Annotated in this window: 18 protein-coding genes; 13 read left to right on the forward strand and 5 right to left on the reverse strand. The window is 65.0% G+C overall.

Features of this window, described 5'->3' with window-relative positions:
• The first annotated feature begins 27 nt into the window (after window positions 1–27).
• The 11 genes from ACTIFV_RS12255 to ACTIFV_RS12305 are packed head-to-tail and all read left to right on the forward strand — an operon-like array spanning window position 28 to window position 10,755.
• Window positions 28–765, forward strand: a complete 738-nt coding sequence (locus ACTIFV_RS12255) for a hypothetical protein (protein WP_439593059.1) — start codon at window positions 28–30, stop codon at window positions 763–765.
• Window position 766: 1 nt separating this feature from the next.
• Window positions 767–1,378: a M23 family metallopeptidase gene (locus ACTIFV_RS12260; RefSeq protein ID WP_439593060.1), complete on the forward strand. Its 612-nt coding sequence runs from the start codon at window positions 767–769 to the stop codon at window positions 1,376–1,378.
• 23 nt (window positions 1,379–1,401) lie between these two features.
• Entirely contained in the window at window positions 1,402–1,698 is a 297-nt protein-coding gene (locus ACTIFV_RS12265) for a hypothetical protein (protein ID WP_439593061.1), read from the forward strand.
• A complete protein-coding gene (locus ACTIFV_RS12270) occupies window positions 1,617–3,122 on the forward strand; it encodes a hypothetical protein (RefSeq protein ID WP_439593062.1) in 1,506 nt (501 codons plus the stop codon). Before ACTIFV_RS12265 ends, ACTIFV_RS12270 begins: the two co-directional genes overlap by 82 nt.
• Window positions 3,119–4,612, forward strand: a complete 1,494-nt coding sequence (locus ACTIFV_RS12275; RefSeq protein ID WP_439593063.1) for an SCO6880 family protein — start codon at window positions 3,119–3,121, stop codon at window positions 4,610–4,612. The genes ACTIFV_RS12270 and ACTIFV_RS12275 overlap by 4 nt, the downstream gene beginning before the upstream one ends.
• Window positions 4,612–6,213, forward strand: coding sequence for a hypothetical protein (locus ACTIFV_RS12280; RefSeq protein WP_439593064.1), 1,602 nt, complete (start codon window positions 4,612–4,614; stop codon window positions 6,211–6,213). The genes ACTIFV_RS12275 and ACTIFV_RS12280 overlap by 1 nt, the downstream gene beginning before the upstream one ends.
• The gene (locus ACTIFV_RS12285) at window positions 6,210–7,514 is read left to right on the forward strand and encodes a ParA family protein (protein ID WP_439593065.1); all 1,305 of its coding nucleotides are present in this window, start codon (window positions 6,210–6,212) and stop codon (window positions 7,512–7,514) included. The genes ACTIFV_RS12280 and ACTIFV_RS12285 overlap by 4 nt, the downstream gene beginning before the upstream one ends.
• Before the next feature lie 26 nt (window positions 7,515–7,540).
• Entirely contained in the window at window positions 7,541–9,358 is a 1,818-nt protein-coding gene (locus tag ACTIFV_RS12290) for a type IV secretory system conjugative DNA transfer family protein (protein ID WP_439593066.1), read from the forward strand.
• Entirely contained in the window at window positions 9,355–9,753 is a 399-nt protein-coding gene (locus tag ACTIFV_RS12295) for a hypothetical protein (RefSeq protein ID WP_439593067.1), read from the forward strand. Before ACTIFV_RS12290 ends, ACTIFV_RS12295 begins: the two co-directional genes overlap by 4 nt.
• Window positions 9,750–10,277 carry a hypothetical protein gene (locus ACTIFV_RS12300; RefSeq protein WP_439593068.1) on the forward strand — a complete coding sequence of 176 codons (528 nt, stop codon included), beginning with the start codon at window positions 9,750–9,752 and terminating at the stop codon, window positions 10,275–10,277. Before ACTIFV_RS12295 ends, ACTIFV_RS12300 begins: the two co-directional genes overlap by 4 nt.
• Before the next feature lie 25 nt (window positions 10,278–10,302).
• Window positions 10,303–10,755, forward strand: coding sequence for a single-stranded DNA-binding protein (locus ACTIFV_RS12305; protein ID WP_439593069.1), 453 nt, complete (start codon window positions 10,303–10,305; stop codon window positions 10,753–10,755).
• 68 nt (window positions 10,756–10,823) lie between these two features.
• On the opposite strand, the gene ACTIFV_RS12310 is transcribed toward ACTIFV_RS12305, so the two are convergent.
• Complete coding sequence (locus ACTIFV_RS12310) at window positions 10,824–11,135, reverse strand: hypothetical protein (protein ID WP_439593070.1); 312 nt, start codon at window positions 11,133–11,135, stop codon at window positions 10,824–10,826.
• A gap of 76 nt (window positions 11,136–11,211) precedes the next feature.
• On the opposite strand from ACTIFV_RS12310, the gene ACTIFV_RS12315 reads away from it, so the two are divergent.
• Entirely contained in the window at window positions 11,212–11,469 is a 258-nt protein-coding gene (locus tag ACTIFV_RS12315) for a hypothetical protein (protein WP_439593071.1), read from the forward strand.
• On the opposite strand, the gene ACTIFV_RS12320 is transcribed toward ACTIFV_RS12315, so the two are convergent.
• Together ACTIFV_RS12320 and ACTIFV_RS12325 are read right to left on the reverse strand one after the other, a co-directional pair.
• On the reverse strand, window positions 11,460–11,675 hold the full coding sequence (locus ACTIFV_RS12320) for a hypothetical protein (RefSeq protein WP_439593072.1): 216 nt from the start codon (window positions 11,673–11,675) through the stop codon (window positions 11,460–11,462). The genes ACTIFV_RS12315 and ACTIFV_RS12320 overlap by 10 nt on opposite strands.
• A gap of 15 nt (window positions 11,676–11,690) precedes the next feature.
• A complete protein-coding gene (locus tag ACTIFV_RS12325; RefSeq protein WP_439593073.1) occupies window positions 11,691–14,471 on the reverse strand; it encodes an AAA family ATPase in 2,781 nt (926 codons plus the stop codon).
• 272 nt (window positions 14,472–14,743) lie between these two features.
• On the opposite strand from ACTIFV_RS12325, the gene ACTIFV_RS12330 reads away from it, so the two are divergent.
• Window positions 14,744–15,808 (forward strand): protein kinase domain-containing protein, encoded by a 1,065-nt coding sequence (locus tag ACTIFV_RS12330; RefSeq protein ID WP_439593074.1) that lies wholly within the window; start codon window positions 14,744–14,746, stop codon window positions 15,806–15,808.
• Window positions 15,809–17,532: 1,724 nt separating this feature from the next.
• On the opposite strand, the gene ACTIFV_RS12335 is transcribed toward ACTIFV_RS12330, so the two are convergent.
• On the reverse strand, window positions 17,533–18,921 hold the full coding sequence (locus tag ACTIFV_RS12335) for an SIR2 family protein (RefSeq protein ID WP_439593075.1): 1,389 nt from the start codon (window positions 18,919–18,921) through the stop codon (window positions 17,533–17,535).
• A gap of 59 nt (window positions 18,922–18,980) precedes the next feature.
• On the reverse strand, window positions 18,981–19,925 hold the full coding sequence (locus ACTIFV_RS12340; protein WP_439593076.1) for a sugar transferase: 945 nt from the start codon (window positions 19,923–19,925) through the stop codon (window positions 18,981–18,983).
• Window positions 19,926–20,525 lie beyond the last annotated feature (600 nt).

Genomic DNA, 20,525 nt, shown 5'->3' on the forward strand with positions numbered 1-20,525 from the left:
GGTCCTGATCGATCAGGAGGGCAGAGCATGATGGCGAGGCAGTCGTCCGGGCGCCGGGGTCTGATGTGGGCGATCATCGGCGGGATCATTCTGCTGGTCGGAATCGCGACGATCATCGTGATCGCCGTTACCGCGACGCGCGGTGCCGCACCAACTCCTTCGACGAGCGATTCGCAGCAGCCGAGCACTGATCCTTCGATACCGAATGAGGGTGGCGACGTGGTAGACGCGACGGTGACGGATCGAGGATGGATTCCGGAACCGATCACGACCGACGCAGACGCCTACATCCGCGCTGCTATCGCTGCTGCCTCGACCTTCGACACGACCAAGGCTGACCGCGACGACTGGCTCGCCTATCTCGATACCTGGTTCACCTCCGACACCCGCTACAACAGCGAGGACGACCGTGAGGCCGAGCTAACGGCCGCGAAGCTTGAGCTCAGGCAGGGAGTCGTGCTTCCGCAGGAGGAGTGGGATTCACTCGCGCGCAGCGACGGGCGCGTCGTCGCGGAGACCGCGAGCGATGTGGTGTTCACGGACGTGCCGGACGATGCGTCCGGGGACATGTCGATCGGCACTGCGGATATGACGCTGACCTTCACCCAGGGCGACGGGTCGGGCGGGGAGACCTCGTTCGATGATGTGGTGCGGGTGAGCGTGCAGGTGCTGTGCGGTCCGGAGTCGGTTCCGACACCGGGTAGTGCGCAGCGTCCGGGGGATTGCAAAGTGGTTCGATTCTTCACGGAGCCGTTGGAGCCCTGAGATGGGAGCGCCGGCCACCGCGATCGCAGCCCTCGCCAAGACGAGGACTGGAAAGCGGATCGCCCTCGCCACCATCCTCTTCCTCCTCCTACTCAACGCCCTGATCCTCACACCGCTGATCGCGATCCCGTTCGCCGTTGCTGGCCAGGCGGTGACCGGTACGATCGCGTCCGGCGCGCCGCCGATGGTCAGTGGCGAGTGGGGCTATCCGCTCGCAGGGCGTTATACGAAAGGGCGGGGGTATGGATTTAACCCGGTGATCGGCTGCGGTTACTGCTCTACCGCTCACCAGGGTTACGACATGGCCCAGGGCTGCGGATCCACCATTTACGCCGCCGGCCCGGGCCGTGTCATCACCGCCGGCACCTACTCCGGCTACGGCATCACGGTGCGTATCGATCACGGCGACTCGCTCATCACCCTGTACGGCCACATGACCACCGGATCCCTCCTCGTCCGCGACGGGGACGAGGTGACCGCGGGGACGCCGATCGGCGCCGAGGGCAACACGGGTAGGTCCTTCGGCTGCCACCTGCACTTCGAGGTCTCGCTCGGCGGTCGGGCGATCGATCCGCAGCCGTTCATGGCCGCCCGCGGACTCCCCCTCGCCTAGGACCACAACAAGGAGCACACAACATGACCCACGCACTCATCCCGGCGGACGTCGATATCCCCGACATCGAACCGGACTTCTCCGCCCCCTTCTTCCAAGGCTTCCAGGTGATCGCGTCTTACATCCTCGCGGGTGCGCTCATCACCGTCCTGATCATGCTGATCATCGCCGGCGCATCCCTTGCGTTCCGCGGCCTCGCGCCGGACCGGGTGCGGACGTGGGCGGGCGAGAACATCCTGTGGATCTTCATCGCAGCAGCCGTCCTCGGCGCCGCATCCGGCCTCTTCCAATGGTTCGTAAACTTCGACTTCGGATTCTGATGCCCACCCCCCGCGCAATCCTCGCTGCAGCAGGCCTCGGCTTCCTCCTCGCGACCGGTGCGCTCGCCCCTGCCACCGCCGCCGAAACCCCCGTTGTGGTTGCGAGCGCGAGCGTTGAGGGAGAACCGTGGTCAGCGCCGACATACCCCGTCGCGTGCAGTGAAAGCGACGGACAGGTTTCTTGCACGCCAACGAGCGCTGCTGACGTCGTGGCGCAAGACTGCTTCCTCGGGGTGCTGCTGCAGGGCTCAAAGGTCACCGTGTGCACTACGTACGACGACCATGAGTTGGCGATTCGGGCAGACGGAGGGAAGCCGGCCGTGGTGGCATACGGCTGCAGCCTTGGCGACGCCGTCTGCCTGACGTTCGAGAACGCGGGTCGTGGGATGGCGTTGTCGGCGACGGGGATGATGTTCGCCGTTGCGGAGAACATGCGATTCGACACGTCGAGCTTATTGTGGACGGCTGCGGCGGATGAGTGGTCGTTCTGGCAGTGGGCGATCTTGATCGTGTTGTTCGGGGCGATGGTGTGGGCGGTCGCCGCCGGTGTCGTGTCCGGGGATCGTGGCGAGCTCGTGGGTGCGATCGTTCGCAGCTTCATCGCCGTGGTGGCGGTGCCGCTGTCCCTGTGGTTGACGGGTCATCTGTTGAATGCGATCGACGATATGACGTGGTACATCCTCAACCGTGACGGCGCGGGCGGCCTGTTCGCGACGCTGCAGGGGGTGATGTGGGCGGGCGGTCAGGCGAACTACTTCTTCGCATTCGTTCTGCACGGGCTCCTGATGATCGGGATGCTGCTGCTGATGCTGGTGTTTACCTTCCGGAACATCGTGCTCGCCGCGCTGATCGCCGTCGGACCGGTTGCCTGGATGGTCTTCCCGGTCCGGGGCATCGGGCCGCAATGGGTCGTCCGCTACATCTCCGCCGTCGCCGTTCTTCTCCTGACTGGCCCCCTCACGATCGGGTTCATCACCCTAATCATCAACGGGCTCTCGACGGTGAAGACGATCTGGGATCCCCGCTCGTGGCCTCTGCTGATCGGATTGGTGCTTGTGGCATTCGCGCCATTCGCGATCTTCGGACTCTTCTCCTTCGTCGGTGCCGTCGCGGCGGACGGGGTGGGATCGGGCGCGGCCTCGCACGCGGGGCGCGTGAGCTCCAACGCGGCAAGGACTGCCGTGCGCATCCCGTCTCGGCTCGGCGCGTCACCCGCAGGCATCGCAACCGGAGCGATCGGACGAGGAGGGTCGGTGGCATCTCGCGTGTCCACAGCTTCCCCACCCCGTGGTCCTTCCACACCTGCGCGATCGACCTCACCCGCTTCCGCCATCAAAGAGGGCACCCCAGCGACGGCCGCTCCCTCAGCCGCATCCACGAGCCCCACGCCAGCCCCGGTGACGAGTGCAAGGAGTAGCTCATGACTACGTCGACTGATCTGACTCGTCCGGTGCGTTTGCCTCGGCGCTCGCGCCAGGGCGTGGTGATGGGCATGGACGGCTGGCAGCTCGGCTTCGTCGCCGCCGCCGGCCTCGTCCTCCTCATCGCCGTGAACCGATTCGGGCCGCTTGGGCTGCTCTACGCGGCGCCCATCTATCTCGCGCTCGGAGTGACGGCGCTAACGAGCATCCATGGGATCTCGACGCCGCGTATGGCGGGTCTGTGGCTGATGAAACAGGTGCGGCAAGCGATGGGCGCGACGACGCAGGCGTTTCGTCCAGAGCAGACCCGATTGGCGGGGACGCTCAACCTGCCGGGCGTGCGGGCGTCGCTGCAGTTGTGGGAGATGGACGGGATGGGGTGCGTGTACAACCCGCACGACCGGTCCGTGTCGGTGACGGCGGAACTCGAGGTGCAGGGATTCCTCATGCACGACACTCCGGAGCGGTACGACCTCGCTCAGCAGTGGGCATCGGTTCTCGCATCCTTCACGCAGCGTCCGGGGGTAAAGCGGGTCACACTGCAGGAGCGCACCATTCCCACCACGATCCGTGCCGCCCGTGACTACTACGAAACCGTGCAGCGTCGCCGTGACCTGGACGCGCGCTCTCCGCTTGCCACCAACTATGAGGCCGTCATGGATGCCTCGGAGCGGTTCGCGGTCTCGCATCGCAACTACCTCACCTTCACCCTTGACCTCGTTGCGCTTGGCGCGCAGCTGAAGTCCCTCGGCGGCGGGAAGGCAGCCATCACCTCCCTCGCCTACATCGAGGCAGGCAACCTGGCCGACGCCCTGCAGGCGGCGAAGATCCGCGTCCGCCACTGGCTCACCACCCGCGACGTTGCCGCTCTAGGTCGTCTCACGGTCGACCCGGCGTTCGCCCCGACCGTGCAGAACCGCGACGACGCGCAAGCGGGAGTCGACCCGATTGCCATCGGACCGATGTACCTGGAGGAACCGAAGGGTCGCAACGGGATCGTGATCACCGACTCGGGTGTGCACACGACGATGTGGATCCACGAGTGGCCGCGGTCGGATGCGCCGGTCGGTTTCGTGTCGCCGATCGTGTTCGCCCGCCACCCGCACACCGGTGAGGCGGTCACCCACATCCTGTCGCTCGTACTCACGCCCGTCCCAGTGTCGAAGGCGTTGAAACGGATTCGGGATGAGAAGAAGGTATGGCGCGGGAACGAGAAGCTGCGCGCCAAGCGCGGCGCTGACGGATCTGCCGCGGACGCCGCGGACTGGGACGCGCTAGAGAAACAGGAGCAAGAGATCGTCGCCGGTCACGGCGAATTCCGATACGGCGCCTATCTCACCATCACCGCCCCGTCTGAACCGGAGCTGGATCAGGCGATCGCGGGGATGCGCAACGCCCTCTCGCGGGCGGGCATGGAGGCGCAGATTCTCTACTGCCAGCAGGCAGAGGCGCTGATGGTGAACGCATATCCAGTCGGCTTGGGGATGAAGTGATGGCTCGCCACAGCGTGACCTTCACCCCCGCCGGCCTCACCCGGAAGCAACAGGCCGACCTGCGCCGAGAAGTCGCCACCACCTTGCGCCAGGACGAGCCGGCACACGTGGGGCGGCGCGACCGAAGCCTCCCCGAACCTGCCGTGGCCGGGCCGTTCGGGCCGGGGCTCGTGAGCGGTGGGTACTGGAATCTGGCGCGGCCGGTGCTGCCACCGCATCAGGCGACCTCGCAGCACCTCGCCGGAATCTTCCCGTTCGTCGCGGACGCCGGGCTCGGCCATAGGGGGCCGATCGTCGGGGTCGACCTCAACGCCGACGCACTCTGGCACTTCTCCCCCTGGACCGCCTATGTCGATACGTCCGACCGGGGCACGTTCTCGACAAACGTCCTCGTGCTCGGCGCGTACCGCTCAGGAAAGTCCGCGACCATCAAGACGCTCACGACCCGATCGATCGCGTTCGGGCACCAGGTGGTCGTTCCGTCGGATCCGAAGGGCGAATGGGTCGCTCTCGCTGACGCGATTCCGGGTGGTCGCGTGATCCGTCTCGGTGGTGGCACGGGTGCACGCCTCAACCCGCTGGATCGTGGACCGAGGCGGACGGGGACCTCCGATGAAGTGCACGAGCAGATGGTGAAGCAGCGCCGCACCGGCACTCTCATCGCGATCGTCGAACTCACCCTCGGCGCGAGACTCACCGCCATCGAACATGCAGCGATGCACGACGCCCTCGACCGGTGCATCGCCGACACCAACGACCAGCCGACTCTCCGCGGCGTCTATCACCAACTCGAGCATCCGCCCGTCGGGACCGATCAGGAACGGCAGGTGGCACCGGGGGCGGTGCAACCTCGGTTCGTGCTGCGGCGGTTCGTCGACGGCGACCTCTCCGGCCTGTTCGAAGACGCGTCCACGGTCGAGTTCGACCAGGACGCGCCCATCGTCGTCACCGACACCAGCGAGCTGTTCTCTCGAGGTGAGCTCGCCGCGCAGCTCACCCAGGTGTGCTCCACCGCTTGGATCCAGGCCGTGATCTCCGATCGTGACGCGAAGCGCACCCGGTATGTGGTGCGGGAGGAGGGATGGCGTGACATGACATCGCTCGCGTCACTGCAGATGTTCCAGCAGTGGCTGAAACTGTCCCGCCACTACGGGATCAGCAACATCGTCATCCTGCACAAGATGGGCGACCTGGACGCCGTCGGCGACGAGAAGTCCCTCGAACGCGCCCTCGCCTACTCAATCATCGGAGACATCGAGAACAAGTTCATCTTCCGCGTGAACCACCAAGAACAGACCCACCTCCGCGAGCGGCTCAACCTGCCCGCCCCACACGTCGACATGGCCCGCCAGCTCCGCAAGGGCGAGTTCCTCGCCTACGTCGGCCAATACTCCTACCTCGTGGACTGCTTCGCCACCTCCACCGAGTGGGAATACGAACTGTTCAAGACCGACGACGCCGTCACCCCCGATCAGAACGACCCGCACCTCCATCTGCTCGAACCCGACGACCTCGAAAGCCTCTGGCCCGCCGAACCCGCACCCACGCCTGACCCGGGTGTCGAAGGCTGGTTGGCCACCGCCCAAAAGGAGCTGTCATGACCCGCGCCTACGCCACCGTCACCGGACCCACCGCAACCTACATCGCCGGCGACGGACACCGCGAACCCATCACCGTCACCCCCGGCGACGACATCCGCCTCGCCATCGTCCGAAAAGCCACCGACGAAGCCCGCCGCACCGGCGCCCCCATCGAACTGGTCACCAGCGGCGACCGCGGCGACCACCACCTCCTCGTCAGCGTCGACGGCACACTCGCACCCCTCCCACCCGACACCCGCGCGCAAGCCCGCGAGACCGACGAGGACCCCGGCAGCTGGATCGACCAGCGGATGGCCCAGATCGAGTCCAACAGCGATGTTGTGGGAGGAGAGGTGACGAGAGAGACTCCGGATCCGACCGGCGACACCACCGCTCGGGCGGCGGATGCGGGGCCTGTCACCGAGCGCCCCACTTTCCTTGCCTCCGATTCGGAGCCGGCAGGCGCACGGGGACTCCTGGCGCGACTCGGCATCTCCTTGCCCATCTCTCACGCGCAGCGGGAACGAGACGATGCAATCGCGGCGGTCTCGACGCACTGGGCGGGATGCCGCACGATCAGCGTCGCGAACGGCAAAGGCGGCGTCGGCAAGACGATGACCACGGCGATGATCGCCGCCGTCATCGCACGCCACGGAGGAGGGAACGTTCTCGCGTGGGACAACAACGACACTCGCGGCACCCTGGGATGGCGCACCGAGACCGGCCTCTACGACACCACCATCCGCGACCTTCTCCACCACACCGACGACCTTCTCGCCACCGCCGCCGCCGTCTCCGACATCACCGCGTTCGTGCACCACCAGCACGCCGACCGGTACGACGTGCTCCGCTCCAACCCGGAACTGCTCGCCGCCGACCAGCGGCTCACGGCGGAGGAGTTCGACCGGCTGATGCAGGTCGCCGCCCGCTACTACCGAGTCGTGGTCTTCGACTCGGGCAACGACGAGTCCGCCGACCGGTGGCTGAGCATGATCGACGCCACCACGCAACTGGTCATCCCCACGCTCGCAGCACCCGAGTCCGCCGAATCCGCCGCGCTCCTCCTCGACGCGCTCCGCACCCGCGACGACCACTCCCGTGCCCTGGCAGAGAATGCGGTCATCGTCGTCACCCAGTCCGAACCCACCCACCACACCGCAGTGAAGCGGATCGTCGAGGGGTTCACCGCTCACGTCCGCGCCGTGGAAGTCATCCCCTACGACCCGGCGCTGAAGTCCGGTGGGCTGCGATTCGACAACCTCCGGCCCCGCACTCGCGACGCGTGGATCCGAGCCACCGCCGCGGCGACCAGAGGCCTGTAGGAACGGACTCGATCATGGGTGAAAGCGTGCTCGGCAAGGTCATCGCGATCGGCATCGCGGCCAGTGTCGTGGCGGCGCTCGCCTATGCGTTCATCGCGGAGGCGATCACCCAGCTTGTCTGCGGCGATCGCCCCACGCCCACCGGCCTCCTCTCCGGGTTGTGGCTCGCCCTCACCGGTGACCCCGCCACCTACACGCCACCCGCGGGCTGCGCGTTGCCGCTATGGCAGATCCGCGTCGCCGACCTCCTCGCCCTGCTGGTGATCGTCGCGCTCGCGATCAGCATCGTCATCGCAGTGCGACGGTATCGGCAGTCCGATCGCGCGTTCATCGCCGAACTGCGCACCCGCCCGGGATTCGCCACCTCGAGCGAGATCCGCGAACACCTCTCCGCCAGAGCGGTCCTCCGCCGCGCCAAGCAGCTGCGTCCCGATCTGGCAAAGCCCACCGCGACCGACGTGGGATGGCGAGTCGGCCGCTCCCGCGGCACCGACGTGTTCGTCTCCATTGAGGATTCCGTCGCCCTCGAGGGCCCGCCACGATCAGGTAAGGGCTACCGAGTCTTGATCTCCGCGATCCTCGACTGGACCGGCCCGCTTGTCACCACTTCCACCACGAACGACAACCTGACCGCGACCATGGCGATGCGCCAGCAACGCGGCACCGTCCACGTGTTCGACCCGCAAGGACTCTCCGGGATCCGACACACCCTCCGCGTCAACCCGATCGCCGGCTGCGAAGACCCCCTCGTGGCCATGCAGCGCGGCACCGCGATCATCACCGGCACAGCCCTCGGAACCAGCAACACCAACCAGGAATGGGCGCAAGCATCCGGCGTCGTCCTCGCCCGCCTCCTCCACGCCGCCGCCGTCGGCAACCGCACCGTCGCCACCCTCTACGAATGGGGCTCCTCACCCTCCCTCGCCCTCCAGGCTGCCGAGATCCTCCGCATCGACGGGGCACCCGGCTGGGGTGACAGTCTCGAAGCCACCATCACCGGCGACGAGAAGCTCGCCTCCTCCATCTGGTTCGGCGTCCAAGGCGCCGTCGCCCCCCTCGCCGTCCCCCAGATCCGCGACACCCTCAGCCCCCGCACCGGCGACCCCGCCTTCGACCCGCGAGAGTTCCTCGACGACGCCAACACCCTCTATCTGATCGGGTCCGCGTCCGGCGCGTCCGCGATGGGCGGGTGGCTGTCCGCGGTGCTGGACGACATTGTCGAAGTCGCCCGCACGAAGGCGCTCGCCTCGACCGGATCACGGCTGCACAAACCGCTCGGGCTGATCCTCGACGAGATCGTGAACATGTTCCGCTGGGGAAATCTGCCCCGCACGATGGCTGACGGCGGCGGCCGCGGCATCTGCACCTTCGTCGTCCTCCAAGCCCTCTCCCAAGCCGAAACCGCCTGGTCCCGCGCCGAAGCCGACACCATCTGGGCAGCCGCCACCGCCAAAGTCCTCCTCGGCGGCGCCTCCCACGTCACCCACCTCCAAGACATCGAAGCGCTCCTCGGCAGCCGCGACACCCAGCGCACCCTCCGGTCCTGGTCCACCCGCGACGCCGGGCACTCCACCAGCGAGCACCACGAACGCCGCTCGCTCATGTCGGTCGACGAGATCCGCCGGATGCCGCAAACCCTCGGACTCCTCGCCTACCGCAACCGCCGCGGCGTCCTCCTCGACCTCGCCGGATGGGACGAACGCTCCGACGCCCGCGCCATCCACCACGGCAAACAGACCATCGAAACCGAACAGCAGACCGTGTTCCGCACCGCCTTTCAGCCGCCCCAGCCGGCGGAAGTGCCGGTGAAGACTAAACCGGCGGAGGCGGTGAAAGACGAATGAGCAACCGCCGCAAGATCCGCGACCGCGGCTACCGCACCGGCTACCTCCACTCACCCGCATGGTTCGCCCGACGCGACCGATGGTTCACCCACCACACCCGCTCCGGGGAAACCCTCCGCTGCCAGGCGTGCGGCATCCCCGACGTCAAGAACATGCTCGAACTCCACCACGCCGACTACACCGGCGTCCACCGCTCCAGCGATGGGCACTGGGTCGCCCACGAACCGCACAGCGACCTGATCCCTCTCCACCCCTACTGCCACGACCTGCTGCACAGGCTCATCGACCGCGACCAAGTCCTCGCCCGCCACCGCACTCGACGACACGCCACCCACATCGCCCTCGACCACCTGCGCCGCAAACTCGCCCACCCCACCGAGGAGCTAACCGCATGAGCTTCCCTGATGACGGTGAGCCGCAGGACGCAATCGACGCGTTCGCCGGCGTCACCGCCTCCGACCCCGAGCCCCCACCTCAGGAGGATCCCGGTGACATCGACCGCGACGAATCCTCCGAACCGATCGCGGCCGAGATCATCAACTGGCGCTACCTCACCAGCGGAGAAGCTGAACAGGTGTGGGCGGACCTCCGCGACTGGGTCGAATGGTTCACCGTCCGCTACCGCGTCCCCATCTCCACCGTGCCGAACTGCTGGTGGCAGCACGAGCAGCTCGTCGAAGAGCTCTCGGCCCTGCACACCGCGCACGTGGTCTGCTTCGACGACGCCGACACCGGCCTCGGACCCGTTGGCTGGCACGAACGCCTCGCCATCGCCCGCCCCCGGCTCACCCACGCCTACGGCGGCGGATGCTCCAACGGGCACCAAGACACACCATCCCGCTCCTGGGCGACAGTGACCGACGAGAACGCATGGACCGCGTGGACCACCCAGGCCCACGCCACCCCGCACCAACACTAGGTGCGGCCAACGAAAGGAAAGAAGGATGACCACCAGGATCCCCGTCACTATCGAGGGCAACCTCACCGGTGACCCCGAACACGGCGCCGGCGAATCAGGCAACGAGTACGCCCGATTCACCGTCGCCGTCAACGACCGCCGACTCAACGAGACCACGAACCGGTGGGAAGACGCCGGCACCGTCTACCACCGCGTGGTCGTGTTCAACCAGCAGTCACAGCACGTGACGAACTCGCTCCGCAAGGGCGACAGCGTCATCGTCGCAGGCGACCTCCGATTCGGCACCTACACCGACAAGGAAACCGGGCAGACCCGCGAAACCCGCGACATCGTCGCGGACAACGTCGGCGCCTCCCTCAAGTTCGCCGGCGTCACCGTCGAGCGCTCCCCAAAAGCTAACGGCCCCGCCGCGGACACGTCCGCTTCGGGGCCAGTAGCCGTGCCAGCCTCGTACGCCGCCACAGGGATCTCTCGCTAACTGAGTGCACAGGAAGCGGGGTGAGAGTCAGCGTACTCTCACCCCGCTTCCACGCGTTAGCCCCTCACTTAGTCGACCGGAGGACTCACGGCGCTGGCCCACACCCAGCATCGGTACTCCTTATCGCGAACGATGAAGATGATCCCGCACGCGACGTCGTTCCACACCGCGACTTTCGCGTCGACGAGCATGGGGTGCGGGCCGAACCGCACCCACGCGCGGCAGCTCTTCGGTCGAGGGTCCCGCGTGACCGGCAACCGGTCCGCCTGGCGTTCCTTCTCCGTGAGCGACTGCAGGGGGAACTCGTCCGCGATCCGTTGCAGGATCCGCTCGTCCATGCGCCGGTCGACCTGCTCTGCGTACCGTCGGTTCGTACCCACCGACCCGGGTCCCCCTCCCTCCGACCAATCACCGTCAGGCTACCGTCTATCGTATTTATGTTCTAATCTCTCATTCATGACGGCGATCGATGTGGGGCATGAAGTCACGATATGGATGGTCGACGACATCCCGGCGCGGATGTTCTTCGGCGGCCAACGATGGATCGTGACCGACTCTCCGACCCGGTTGCGCGATTCGATCTGGTCCGCGGCAGAACGCGGCAGGGGTCTCTACGGATGGCGGTTTCAAGGCACGAACGACAGCGGTGACGCGTTCGTGTTCGACGTGTTTCGCGGCGACGCCAGCTGGCACGTCCACCGCACCTACGACTGATCAGGCGCCGACGCCTGCCCACGATCAGACGGGAACTGTCCGTGGATCGCGTCGGCCAACAACCGCGCGTCGGTGATCGAGCACCAGATCTCCTGCTCGGCCCAACCGGATCGATTGATCGCTTCGATCCGCATCGTTCCGTCCTCTTCGTCGGTCAGTCGCCAGACGATGAACGGGGCCGGGTACAGCGGGATGGGGTCAGTCATGTCAACTCCTCAGGGTCAGGCGATGCCGCGAGTACTCGCGATGAGCGCGGCGACCGGGGCCATCGGCGCGGGGGTGTTGCCACGAGTTCTGGCGAGTTCCGCGCGTGCGGCGCGGATGGAGTCCTCGATGGTGACCTCCGGGGTTCCGCGGCGCATGCTGCGGGCGATGTTCTCGATGGCGTGCTGCTGGCCGTCGGCAATGGTGATGGCGGCGTTGTGGGTGCGGCCGCGGGTGAGGCCAACGTAGAGGCCGGCGGCGTCGACGTCGGGTCCGACGATCGACGCGTCCGTCGTTTCCCCCTGGATGCCATGAACCGTGGAGGCATACGCGAGGTGCACATGCTCTTCCGCGTATGCGCGTGTGATTCGGCGCAGGTCGGCGGTATCAGTGGGGCTGATCAGGTCGATGTGGTCGGCGGTGATGCGGCGGATGATCCACGACGCGCGGTTCTCGACGCCGCTCGCGCGGTCGTTGCGGCGAGTCTGCACGAGGTCGCCGACGAGAAGCCGCTGCTCCCCTTGACCGATCGCAACCTCGCGGAGGTTGAGGTCGCCGGAGTCGATACGTCGTTGCTGGATCGCTTCGTTGATGGCGTCCGCGTCGGCGTTGTTGCCGGTGACAAGAGCGACCCGATCACCGCACCCAGTGTGCGCGAAGTATCCGTCGACCATCGCAGAGAGCGCCTCCTCGCGTGAGGCGACGCGGTGGAGGTGGCCGGCGGCGTCGAGGTCCGCTGCTACTGCCAGGGCGTCCTCGTCGCTGGCGGGGTTACGTAGCCGGAGGGTCAGTTCTGCGTACTCCCGATCGTGAAAGCGGTGCACGGACTGCAGTTCGACCGTAGTGGCCGCACGTCTCGTGGCGGCGGCCATCGCGCCCGAGTGCCCGACGGGCAGGGCTTGGCACGGGTCGCCAACGAACGCGATCCGCGCGCCGGTGTCGACCGCGATCTGTGCAAGCGCGGCTGCGGCGTAAAGGTCGACCATCCCTGCCTCGTCGACAACGATCCGATCCTGCGGCCCCACCGCGAATCGCACCGGACCCGCGTAGACGTGACCCGTGGTCGGATCAACCTCACCTCGCGTGAGACGGGACCAGACCTGCGCCCCGGCAACATCCCGCGACCAGCGATACCCGTGGTCCAACAGCAGGGCGTGGATGCTCGAGGCGGACGTGCCGATCTCTCGCGCGGCCACAGTTGCGGCCTTCTTCGTCGGCGCCACGACCACCATGCGGCCCCCACGACGTGCGACCGCGGCGTGCGCGACACGGAGCATCGTGGTCTTGCCTGCCCCCGCCGGACCAGTGACCGTGACCAGTCGGTCATCGCCGGCGATCGCTCGAGCCGCAGCAACCTGCGCATCATCCAGCGTCTTCGCACCCACCACCCTGGCCGCCAGCCGCCGAATCACCGCACGAGGCTCAGTCCCACCGGGCTGGGCGAGGGCGTCGAGCAGTCCGGCAAGCCGGATCTTGGCGCGCACGGTCTCCGACGACATCAGGCACTTCACGTGCCCTGGCGCGCCCGCGGCATCCACGAGTTTCACGGTGGTCCGGATCGCCGACGCGGTAACCTCGTCGATCAGGCCGTCCAGCTCCTCGCGTGGTGCGATGACACCAGAGCGAGAGATCGCGCGGACCACACCGGCACGCACATCAAATCGGCTGAATCGGCCGCCAGATCCGGTCGACCGATCGTCGGCATCGACCACCCCCATCTCCGCCAAAAGGGTCCGATCGAGATTCGCCATCGAGACCGCCTGCACCGGACGAGGTGCAGCCCGATGGACAAGTGCGCGATCGATCTGCGCGAGCTCGGCGCGGACCGCGTCCTCCCATTCGTCCTCGTTGACCGTGCCGGGCTTGTTCGGCCTCGAGGTCGCCCACGCACGGCGGTCGATCTGACGCAACACGTCATAGCTCGGCTCGGCGCCGCGATGCTCGTCACGCCACGTTGCCAGCAACCGTGACCGGTTCAGCTCGATCTGATTCGATCGGCGCGAGAGCGGACGCACGGCGTGCACGAGCTGCGCGATCTCCCCGTCCGCGTTGACGGTATAGCCGTGTTTGGCGAGCACCGCGATCCACTCGGGGTCCGTGCGGGCGGCCAGGTCTCCCTCGGCGTTGATAAGGGTGTGCAGCTTCATCGCGACGCGGGAGTCGACGTTCGACCAGCGGCCGTCACGCCCCAGCACCTTCACGTTCAGCCAGAGGTGACGGTGGAGGTGGGGGTCGAGTGACCGGGATCGTCGGTGCTGCAGCTCGACTACCTCGATCTGCGCGATGTCCTCGCGGATGAGTCCTCCGTGACCTCGTCGAGCGTTGAGTTCCGACTGCCACGTTCGAACGATCCGGTCGCGCAGCCGATCTTGGAGCCGTTCGAACTCCGCCCCGATCTCCGGATGTAGGAGCGCGGCGAGACTGAACGTCTTCGGCGCGTTGACCGTGCCGTCCAGAACGAGGTCGGAGTTCGGCGCCGCGTAGATCACCCCGCGCTCGGCACCCGTCTTAGGGTCGCGCCCATCGACCCATGCGCGGAGCTCCGCGGGAGCGAGCGCATCTCGAGCGATGCGCTCATCGGTGACGGTGAACCGGGAGACCGTGGCGACGTTCGCGTATGCGTCGAGTGCGGCTACTCCGGTCGAAGTGCGGAAGTGCGAGTCGCACGTGCCCTCGAACGCGTAGTTGACGGCCTGCTTCAGTCCGCCTGAACCAGCGCCTCGCTTCCACCTCTCGAGTCCGCCCCGCATGACTTCAGAGTACGCCGCCCGATGTGAATCTGTGAAGTAATTACACATTGGTGCCTGCGTGCATCACTCATTTTGCATCACTCTTTTTTGCGGTTTCGGTATGACGTGGGCTACCGGGACTACTTCGATCGGCCGAGTCGCGCGCAGTGCCTGTGTTCGGCTTTGTCGGACGTCGGAACTCGAATGTCGAGCGACCAACCATAGATCTCCGCGCTGGAGGCGTGGTTACCTCGGTGAATGTTGAACGGCCGACTACGCTCACAAGAGATCTCGGCCCTGGGAACCGAGTGAGAACTTCGTGCCGGCTAGGAAGGAGCGACGTGAGTGCAGAGTTCGCTCCATCTGCCTATGACCAGCTCATTGGCACCGAGCTCATCGACGGGTGGATTGTTACGGAACGTGCTGACGCGTCCGGCCCCACGACCGGCGGATCCTTCTCGGTCTGTTATCTCGTCAGCCGCGCCGGCGGGCAACAAGCCTTCTGCAAGGTGTTCGACTTCGAAACTGCGTATAGCGCCGAGAACCTGATCGACGCAATCCAGGAACTCACTGCGGACTTTCAGCACGAGGTTGCTGTTCTGAACCAGTGCGAAGGTCTTCGGATGAGGCGCATCGTTCTAGCGCTCGACAGCGAAACGCGTCGAGACCCGACCTTCCCTATGGGTCTGCTCAGCTACATAATCTTCGAGCCCGCTTTGGGCGACCTCCGAGTTGTCCTTCCGCTTCAATTCGACGATGAAGACCTCGCGCTTCGCTTCGCGCTCTTGCACGACGTTGCAGCTGGTGTGACCGAGCTTCACGGTGCTCGAATAGCACATCAAGACCTCAAGCCTTCCAACATCCTTGGGATCGATTTCGGCTCACGACTCTCGCATGCGAAGGTGGCGGACCTCGGGAGAGCTATTGTTAGCGACCGGCCATACAGGTTCGACAACGAGATGTTTCCTGGAGATGCCACATACGCGCCTCCCGAGTACTTCTATGGTGAGGTTCCAGGGAGCAACGATCAGCGCAGAAAGGGTACTGATCTCTACCAGTTGGGAGGCCTTATCGCCTTCGTCTTGAGCGGCGTTCACATTCAGACGCTCATCTACCAGAATCTCGATCCTGACCTTCGGTGGGACGTCTGGGCAGGTGACTACGTAGACGTTGAGCCCTCGGTTCGCGACGCGACGGATGCCGCGATTCAGACTGTTCGAGAAGGTCTACCGGCGTGGACCCATGAGACCGTCGTGGAACTACTTAGTTCGTTGTGCGACTCGGACCCAGCTCGCCGACACGCCGCGTCGCGCGGCACCACGCCGCAGTTCTCGCTGAGCCGCGTCGTCTCGATGCTGGACCGGTTGAGCAAGCAAGCTAGCGTAGAGAGATCGCGCCGACGGTGAGCCTCCTCCGTCCGCACGAAAATCGAAACGTCGTTCCGCGCTGGAGACCGACGCGCGCGGGAGCCACTTCTCGAGAGTTGAGTCCCGCTCGGCCGACGAAGCAAGGCGCGCTGGACTTCCGCGAGAGCGTGCGCCGACGCGAGCTTGACTTCGCCGCGCACGCCAATCCCTGGACGGCCGCGGATCTGTTGTCGACAATTCGCACGGCGGGACTGGGGGCGACTTCATCCCTCGAATCCCAGGCAATATCCATCTTGGAACAAGGTCCCTTTAGGCCGGACGTGATCGAACGCCTAACAGCGCAGCGCGCGGATCGAGTCGACGAGCCCGATTTGCGATTTGTCTCAGCCACCGAGCTTGACGAGCACGCTCGCTTTCGGGTGCACCGGCTCCGGGCATATCTCCGGGAGCATCCTCGAAGTGCGCTTCGTTGGCTTGACCTCGCCCTCGCTCATGTGACGTTGGGCAACACCGATCAAGCGACGCGTGCAATCAGAGCGGCGCTTGCGATAGCCCCAGACAACCGCTTGGTCCTGAGATCCTCATCCCGATTCTTTGTCCATGCCAATGAGTTTGGCGAAGCACTCCGTTGGCTGAGCAGCTCGGACCGCCTCCAGTCGGATCCGTGGCTGCTTGCCGCGCACATTGCCGTATCTCAGTTAGCCGACGTTCCTATTCGGCTCATCCGGACCGCTCGCGAGCTACTCATCGACAATTCTGTCTCCCCTTTCAGCGCGAGCGAACTTGCAGCTGCGCTAGCGAGCGAGGAGTTGCGTGCGGGACGGGAGAAACGGGCGCGGGGTTTGATGTTGGACGCCGTACGCGATCCGACTGACAACGCACTCGCGCAAGCCGTGTGGGCCCGAGATCACGGTCTCGCGGATGTCGGCACGGTACAGTCGGCACCGCGAGCATACGAAGCCGAAGCGCTTGCCTCAGTTCAAGTCGCGGACTGGCGGCGGGCGCAAAGTGCCGTTGCGAGTTGGATTGCTGATGAACCGTTCTCGTTGAGCGCCGCAGTGAACGCTTCCTATGTAGCTCTAACTGGGCTCGAAGATTACGCCTTGGCCGTCGAATACGCGGAAGTCGGACTTCGGACCCACCCGCTAAATCCAATACTTCTCAACAATGCCGCATTCGCGTCCGCAAGGCTCGGGCACACAGATGAAGCCGATCAATACCTGAGCCTGGCTACATCGAACGACCCGGAGCAAGAAGCGACTCTCACAGCAACGCGCGGCTTGACTCGATTCCGAGCGGGTGACGTCGGCGCTGGTCGAGCCCTTTACCGCCAGGCAACGGCCGACCTCATCAAGAGTGACGCACGTGATCTCGCAAATCTCTGCCAGATCATGTGGTCCTTTGAGGAGGCTCGCGCTCAGACTGACCTCGGGCGGACTCTATACAGTCAATTGATAGATGTGCCGACGAAGACCGTCGACGCACAAGTATGGATGAAACGCCTTCGTCGACAGCTACGAACCGCCTCAGAGTAAAGAAGCTACCGGCTCCGCTTCGAAGCGGAGCCGCTCTCGCCAGGTTGCCTCGCCTTCGTTGAAGGCAAGGTGACGTACTTGCCAGTCACAGCACTGCGCGTCGCCACTCCGCCGACCCGGAACACACCGTTCCCAAGGCTTTGGTAGCCGGATGCACTGGACTTCGCCATGTAGTCCCCCTCTGCTTGTTCCCGAGTATAGGTTCGCCGTCCGCCGCGCACGCGCTTTTCATACGAATGTCTCACCCAGACGTTCGCTCCACTGGTTGCTCACTTCTCCGATAACCGGCCCCCAAAGCATCCGCGAGTCGTCGTATGCTTCCGCCGTCTCTGGCAACCCAATCGTGAGAACCGCTGTCGTCACTTCTGGCAGGGTTGGATGCGAGACTGGCAGTGGTGCGGCAAGTACTGATCGCCATCGGCGCGTCGGGAGGGTTTCGAGGTTCTGGAATAGGAGCGCATCCGCAGACACAGCCTTCCCTGCGACCCACGGACTGTCAAAGCCCGTGGGTACCGCGCGGAGCGCATCCAGGTCGCGGTACGTCCGATCCTGAGACGCCCACCTGACGACGGTTCCATCACCGCGCGCCAACCAGAGCGAAGCGTTCAGGGCCGCCGCATCCATCTCCTGCGCAATCCTGGACGCATCTGCCTCCAGTTGCGTAGAAAATCTCTCCTGTAGTTCAACGAACCTGTCGGCATGATGCGTCCAAACGGCCTTGCTGCGCGCCTGGGGTGACAGGTACCCCTCCCGACCTAGTACCCGCAACTCACGGATGACCTGCGCGGCGTCGGAGAAGTCCTCCATGAGTACCGCGCGTACGCCGACACGCTCCCACTGGGCGGTCAGCGACGTTCGCATCGCCTCGAACTCTGACTTCGACACTCCGAAGCCCTGGCGTGCGAGAAGCACCATCGCAGCGTGCGTATCGGGCGCCCTCCGAACTGCGGCATGAAGCCATTGGCGAATGTCAGGGTCGCGGTAGGACGTACCTGCAATCACCAGCGCCCCGTGTTCCAGGGACTCTGCGAGAAATGTGCGCTGCCATGCCTCTTCGTCGCCGATGAGGTCAAGGAACTCCGTCAAAGTGAGTACGCAGTTTCCGACCTCGGATGGCGTGACGACCCCATGAAGGTGATGCACGATGTAATCGCAGTCGGGAACTTCCTGAGTAGTTCTCGAGCCGACTGACTTGTCGGGCCTCTCATGGAGAATGACTTGCTCGAGCAAGTTGTCGAAGTTGAGGGTGGCAAGGGTTGTATCGTGCGTGTCGCCCTCGAGCAGGTGGCGTGTGGCTGCCAAATGCAGTGGCGAGGCTTCCATTGCGATCACTCCTTCGTACAGCGCCCGCCGAAGCTTTTGGTTCCAGCGTCCGCCGTGTGCTGCGCGAGCGGCCTCAGCGACCATCAACGGGTCCTGACGCGCGAGCAGCAACTGGGCAGTGGCCGCATCCGGTACTGACTTCCCCGCGAGAAGCAGACGTGTCACGAGAGTGTCCCAGTCGGGAAGCCCCGAAGTCGTTGAAGCCCCTGCACCAAGGAAGAGGGTTGTGTGCTTCTCCCCGCCAGATCCCTTCAGTTGGTCCATCAACTCTGCGGAGATGTCGGGAGCGCTCACGGAATCGATACTGCCACGCCACCTGCCGTTTGACGCTGGAGGCATAAAGACGGCAGGACTTAGTACCTCACCGGGCGCAAGCTCCTCATGAGCGTCCGTAACATGATGCGCAGGTCGCCTCGGAGGGTCCAGTTCGCCCCATAAGCATCGTCGATTCGCACGGCTTCTTCCCATGACAAGTCTCGATGGTCAGCTATCGCCCACAGACCGGTGATCCCTGGAAGCGTGCGAAGATCGCTCTGGCGGTAGAGCTGCTCGCTTGGAAGGCTCGGCCGCGGCCCGACGATACTCATGTGCCCGGCAATGACGTTCAGGAACTGCGGCCATTCGTCAATCGAGTAGCGCCGTAGGAACCGGCCAACGCGGGTGATGCGGGGGTCGTCCATCATCTTGAAGAGAACGCCATTCGATCCTTCGCCATCTGCAACCGCCGCTACTGCGCGGGCTAGTAGATGCTCAGCATCGAGATGCATGGTTCGGAACTTGAGCAGGCGGAACACACGCCCTCCGATGCCGATCCGTTCTTGATAGAAGCAAATCGGCCCTGGCGAGTCCAGTTTGATGAGGATCGCCACAACCAGCATTACAGGCGACAGGAAGACCATTGCGGCAACCGCGGCCACGACATCCAATGCTCGCTTCAGCGTTGCCTGCGCGTGAGACAAGGCATGACGTTCATGGACTCGAGTCAGTGCTCGGTCAAGGTCCTTGTCGGTCAGCCCCAGCAGAGGACCCAGCGGGCTCCGGGGAGACAACATACGACGAGCTCGAGTGAAATCCGCGGTGTCTTTGAGTCCGATGGCTTGGCGATTCGCGTCGGCAGCGATCCATCCGATGACATTCGGGAATATCGACCGAGGTTCATCTAGGCGAGAAGTTGAAGTTGTCGCACTAGTTGGATCGATGTCGAGGGCGCCGCCTTCCTGACCGTCGTCACCTGCCAGAGTTTCATGGATGTTCGCAAACTGGAGTTCCATGAAAGTCCAGAACGCGACTTCGCTCACGGCAACTCCCACATCAGGCGCGCCAACTCAACGACGCCGACTATCGTTGCGATGACTTGCGCGGTGAACAGTACTTGCACGCGCAGAAGGACGCGAGCGTTCGCTTCCACCAACAACAGCTTGGCACGAGTCAAGTCGTCTGGATCCGATGTCGTGAGCAACGCGGCCGGCGTTGGACCAACCCCAACTCGGGCCGCCCAAAAGACGACCACTCCCAGGACAGCCGCTCCCACGATGAGCCAGTACCCCAGCTTTGGGTCGGTTGTTTGGGCGGTCGACCGTGTCGCAGCGAACGCTAGTATCGCTCCAGTCACGCCGACCATCAAGCCCGCTCGAGTCGCCAAAGACTCACAAGCCGAGCGCTGTTCGCCTAGTTGACGGTCAGCCTCAGCGGCGGATTCTCGGATCATCGGGGGCTTCCAAGTGTTGCGAGCTAGTGAGTGAAGACTAGTGCGCTGCGGCGACCTCTGCGCCGCAGCGCAGTCAAGGAAACCTGGTTCTCTGAGGATGCGTAGGCGACGTTTGACTATGTCAACTTGAATTGGCCCAGGGGTGTCGCTCTGATCTGGCCCAGGGCGTTGTCTCCTGGTCAGTATCCTG

Origin of the sequence: Microbacterium sp. (genome assembly GCF_051860965.1) — a bacterium.
In the GTDB taxonomy this organism is placed as follows: Bacteria; Actinomycetota; Actinomycetes; order Actinomycetales; family Microbacteriaceae; genus Microbacterium.

What these genes read in the sequence shown, in the direction of transcription:
- ACTIFV_RS12255 (WP_439593059.1), top strand. Translation starts at nt 28, where the DNA reads ATGATGGCGAGGCAGTCGTCCGGGCGCCGGGGTCTGATGTGGGCGATC.
- ACTIFV_RS12260 (WP_439593060.1), top strand. Translation starts at nt 767, where the DNA reads ATGGGAGCGCCGGCCACCGCGATCGCAGCCCTCGCCAAGACGAGGACT.
- ACTIFV_RS12265 (WP_439593061.1), top strand. Translation starts at nt 1,402, where the DNA reads ATGACCCACGCACTCATCCCGGCGGACGTCGATATCCCCGACATCGAA.
- ACTIFV_RS12275 (WP_439593063.1), top strand. Translation starts at nt 3,119, where the DNA reads ATGACTACGTCGACTGATCTGACTCGTCCGGTGCGTTTGCCTCGGCGC.
- ACTIFV_RS12280 (WP_439593064.1), top strand. Translation starts at nt 4,612, where the DNA reads ATGGCTCGCCACAGCGTGACCTTCACCCCCGCCGGCCTCACCCGGAAG.
- ACTIFV_RS12285 (WP_439593065.1), top strand. Translation starts at nt 6,210, where the DNA reads ATGACCCGCGCCTACGCCACCGTCACCGGACCCACCGCAACCTACATC.
- ACTIFV_RS12295 (WP_439593067.1), top strand. Translation starts at nt 9,355, where the DNA reads ATGAGCAACCGCCGCAAGATCCGCGACCGCGGCTACCGCACCGGCTAC.
- ACTIFV_RS12300 (WP_439593068.1), top strand. Translation starts at nt 9,750, where the DNA reads ATGAGCTTCCCTGATGACGGTGAGCCGCAGGACGCAATCGACGCGTTC.
- ACTIFV_RS12305 (WP_439593069.1), top strand. Translation starts at nt 10,303, where the DNA reads ATGACCACCAGGATCCCCGTCACTATCGAGGGCAACCTCACCGGTGAC.
- ACTIFV_RS12315 (WP_439593071.1), top strand. Translation starts at nt 11,212, where the DNA reads ATGACGGCGATCGATGTGGGGCATGAAGTCACGATATGGATGGTCGAC.
- ACTIFV_RS12320 (WP_439593072.1), bottom strand. Translation starts at nt 11,675, where the DNA reads ATGACTGACCCCATCCCGCTGTACCCGGCCCCGTTCATCGTCTGGCGA.
- ACTIFV_RS12325 (WP_439593073.1), bottom strand. Translation starts at nt 14,471, where the DNA reads ATGTGTAATTACTTCACAGATTCACATCGGGCGGCGTACTCTGAAGTC.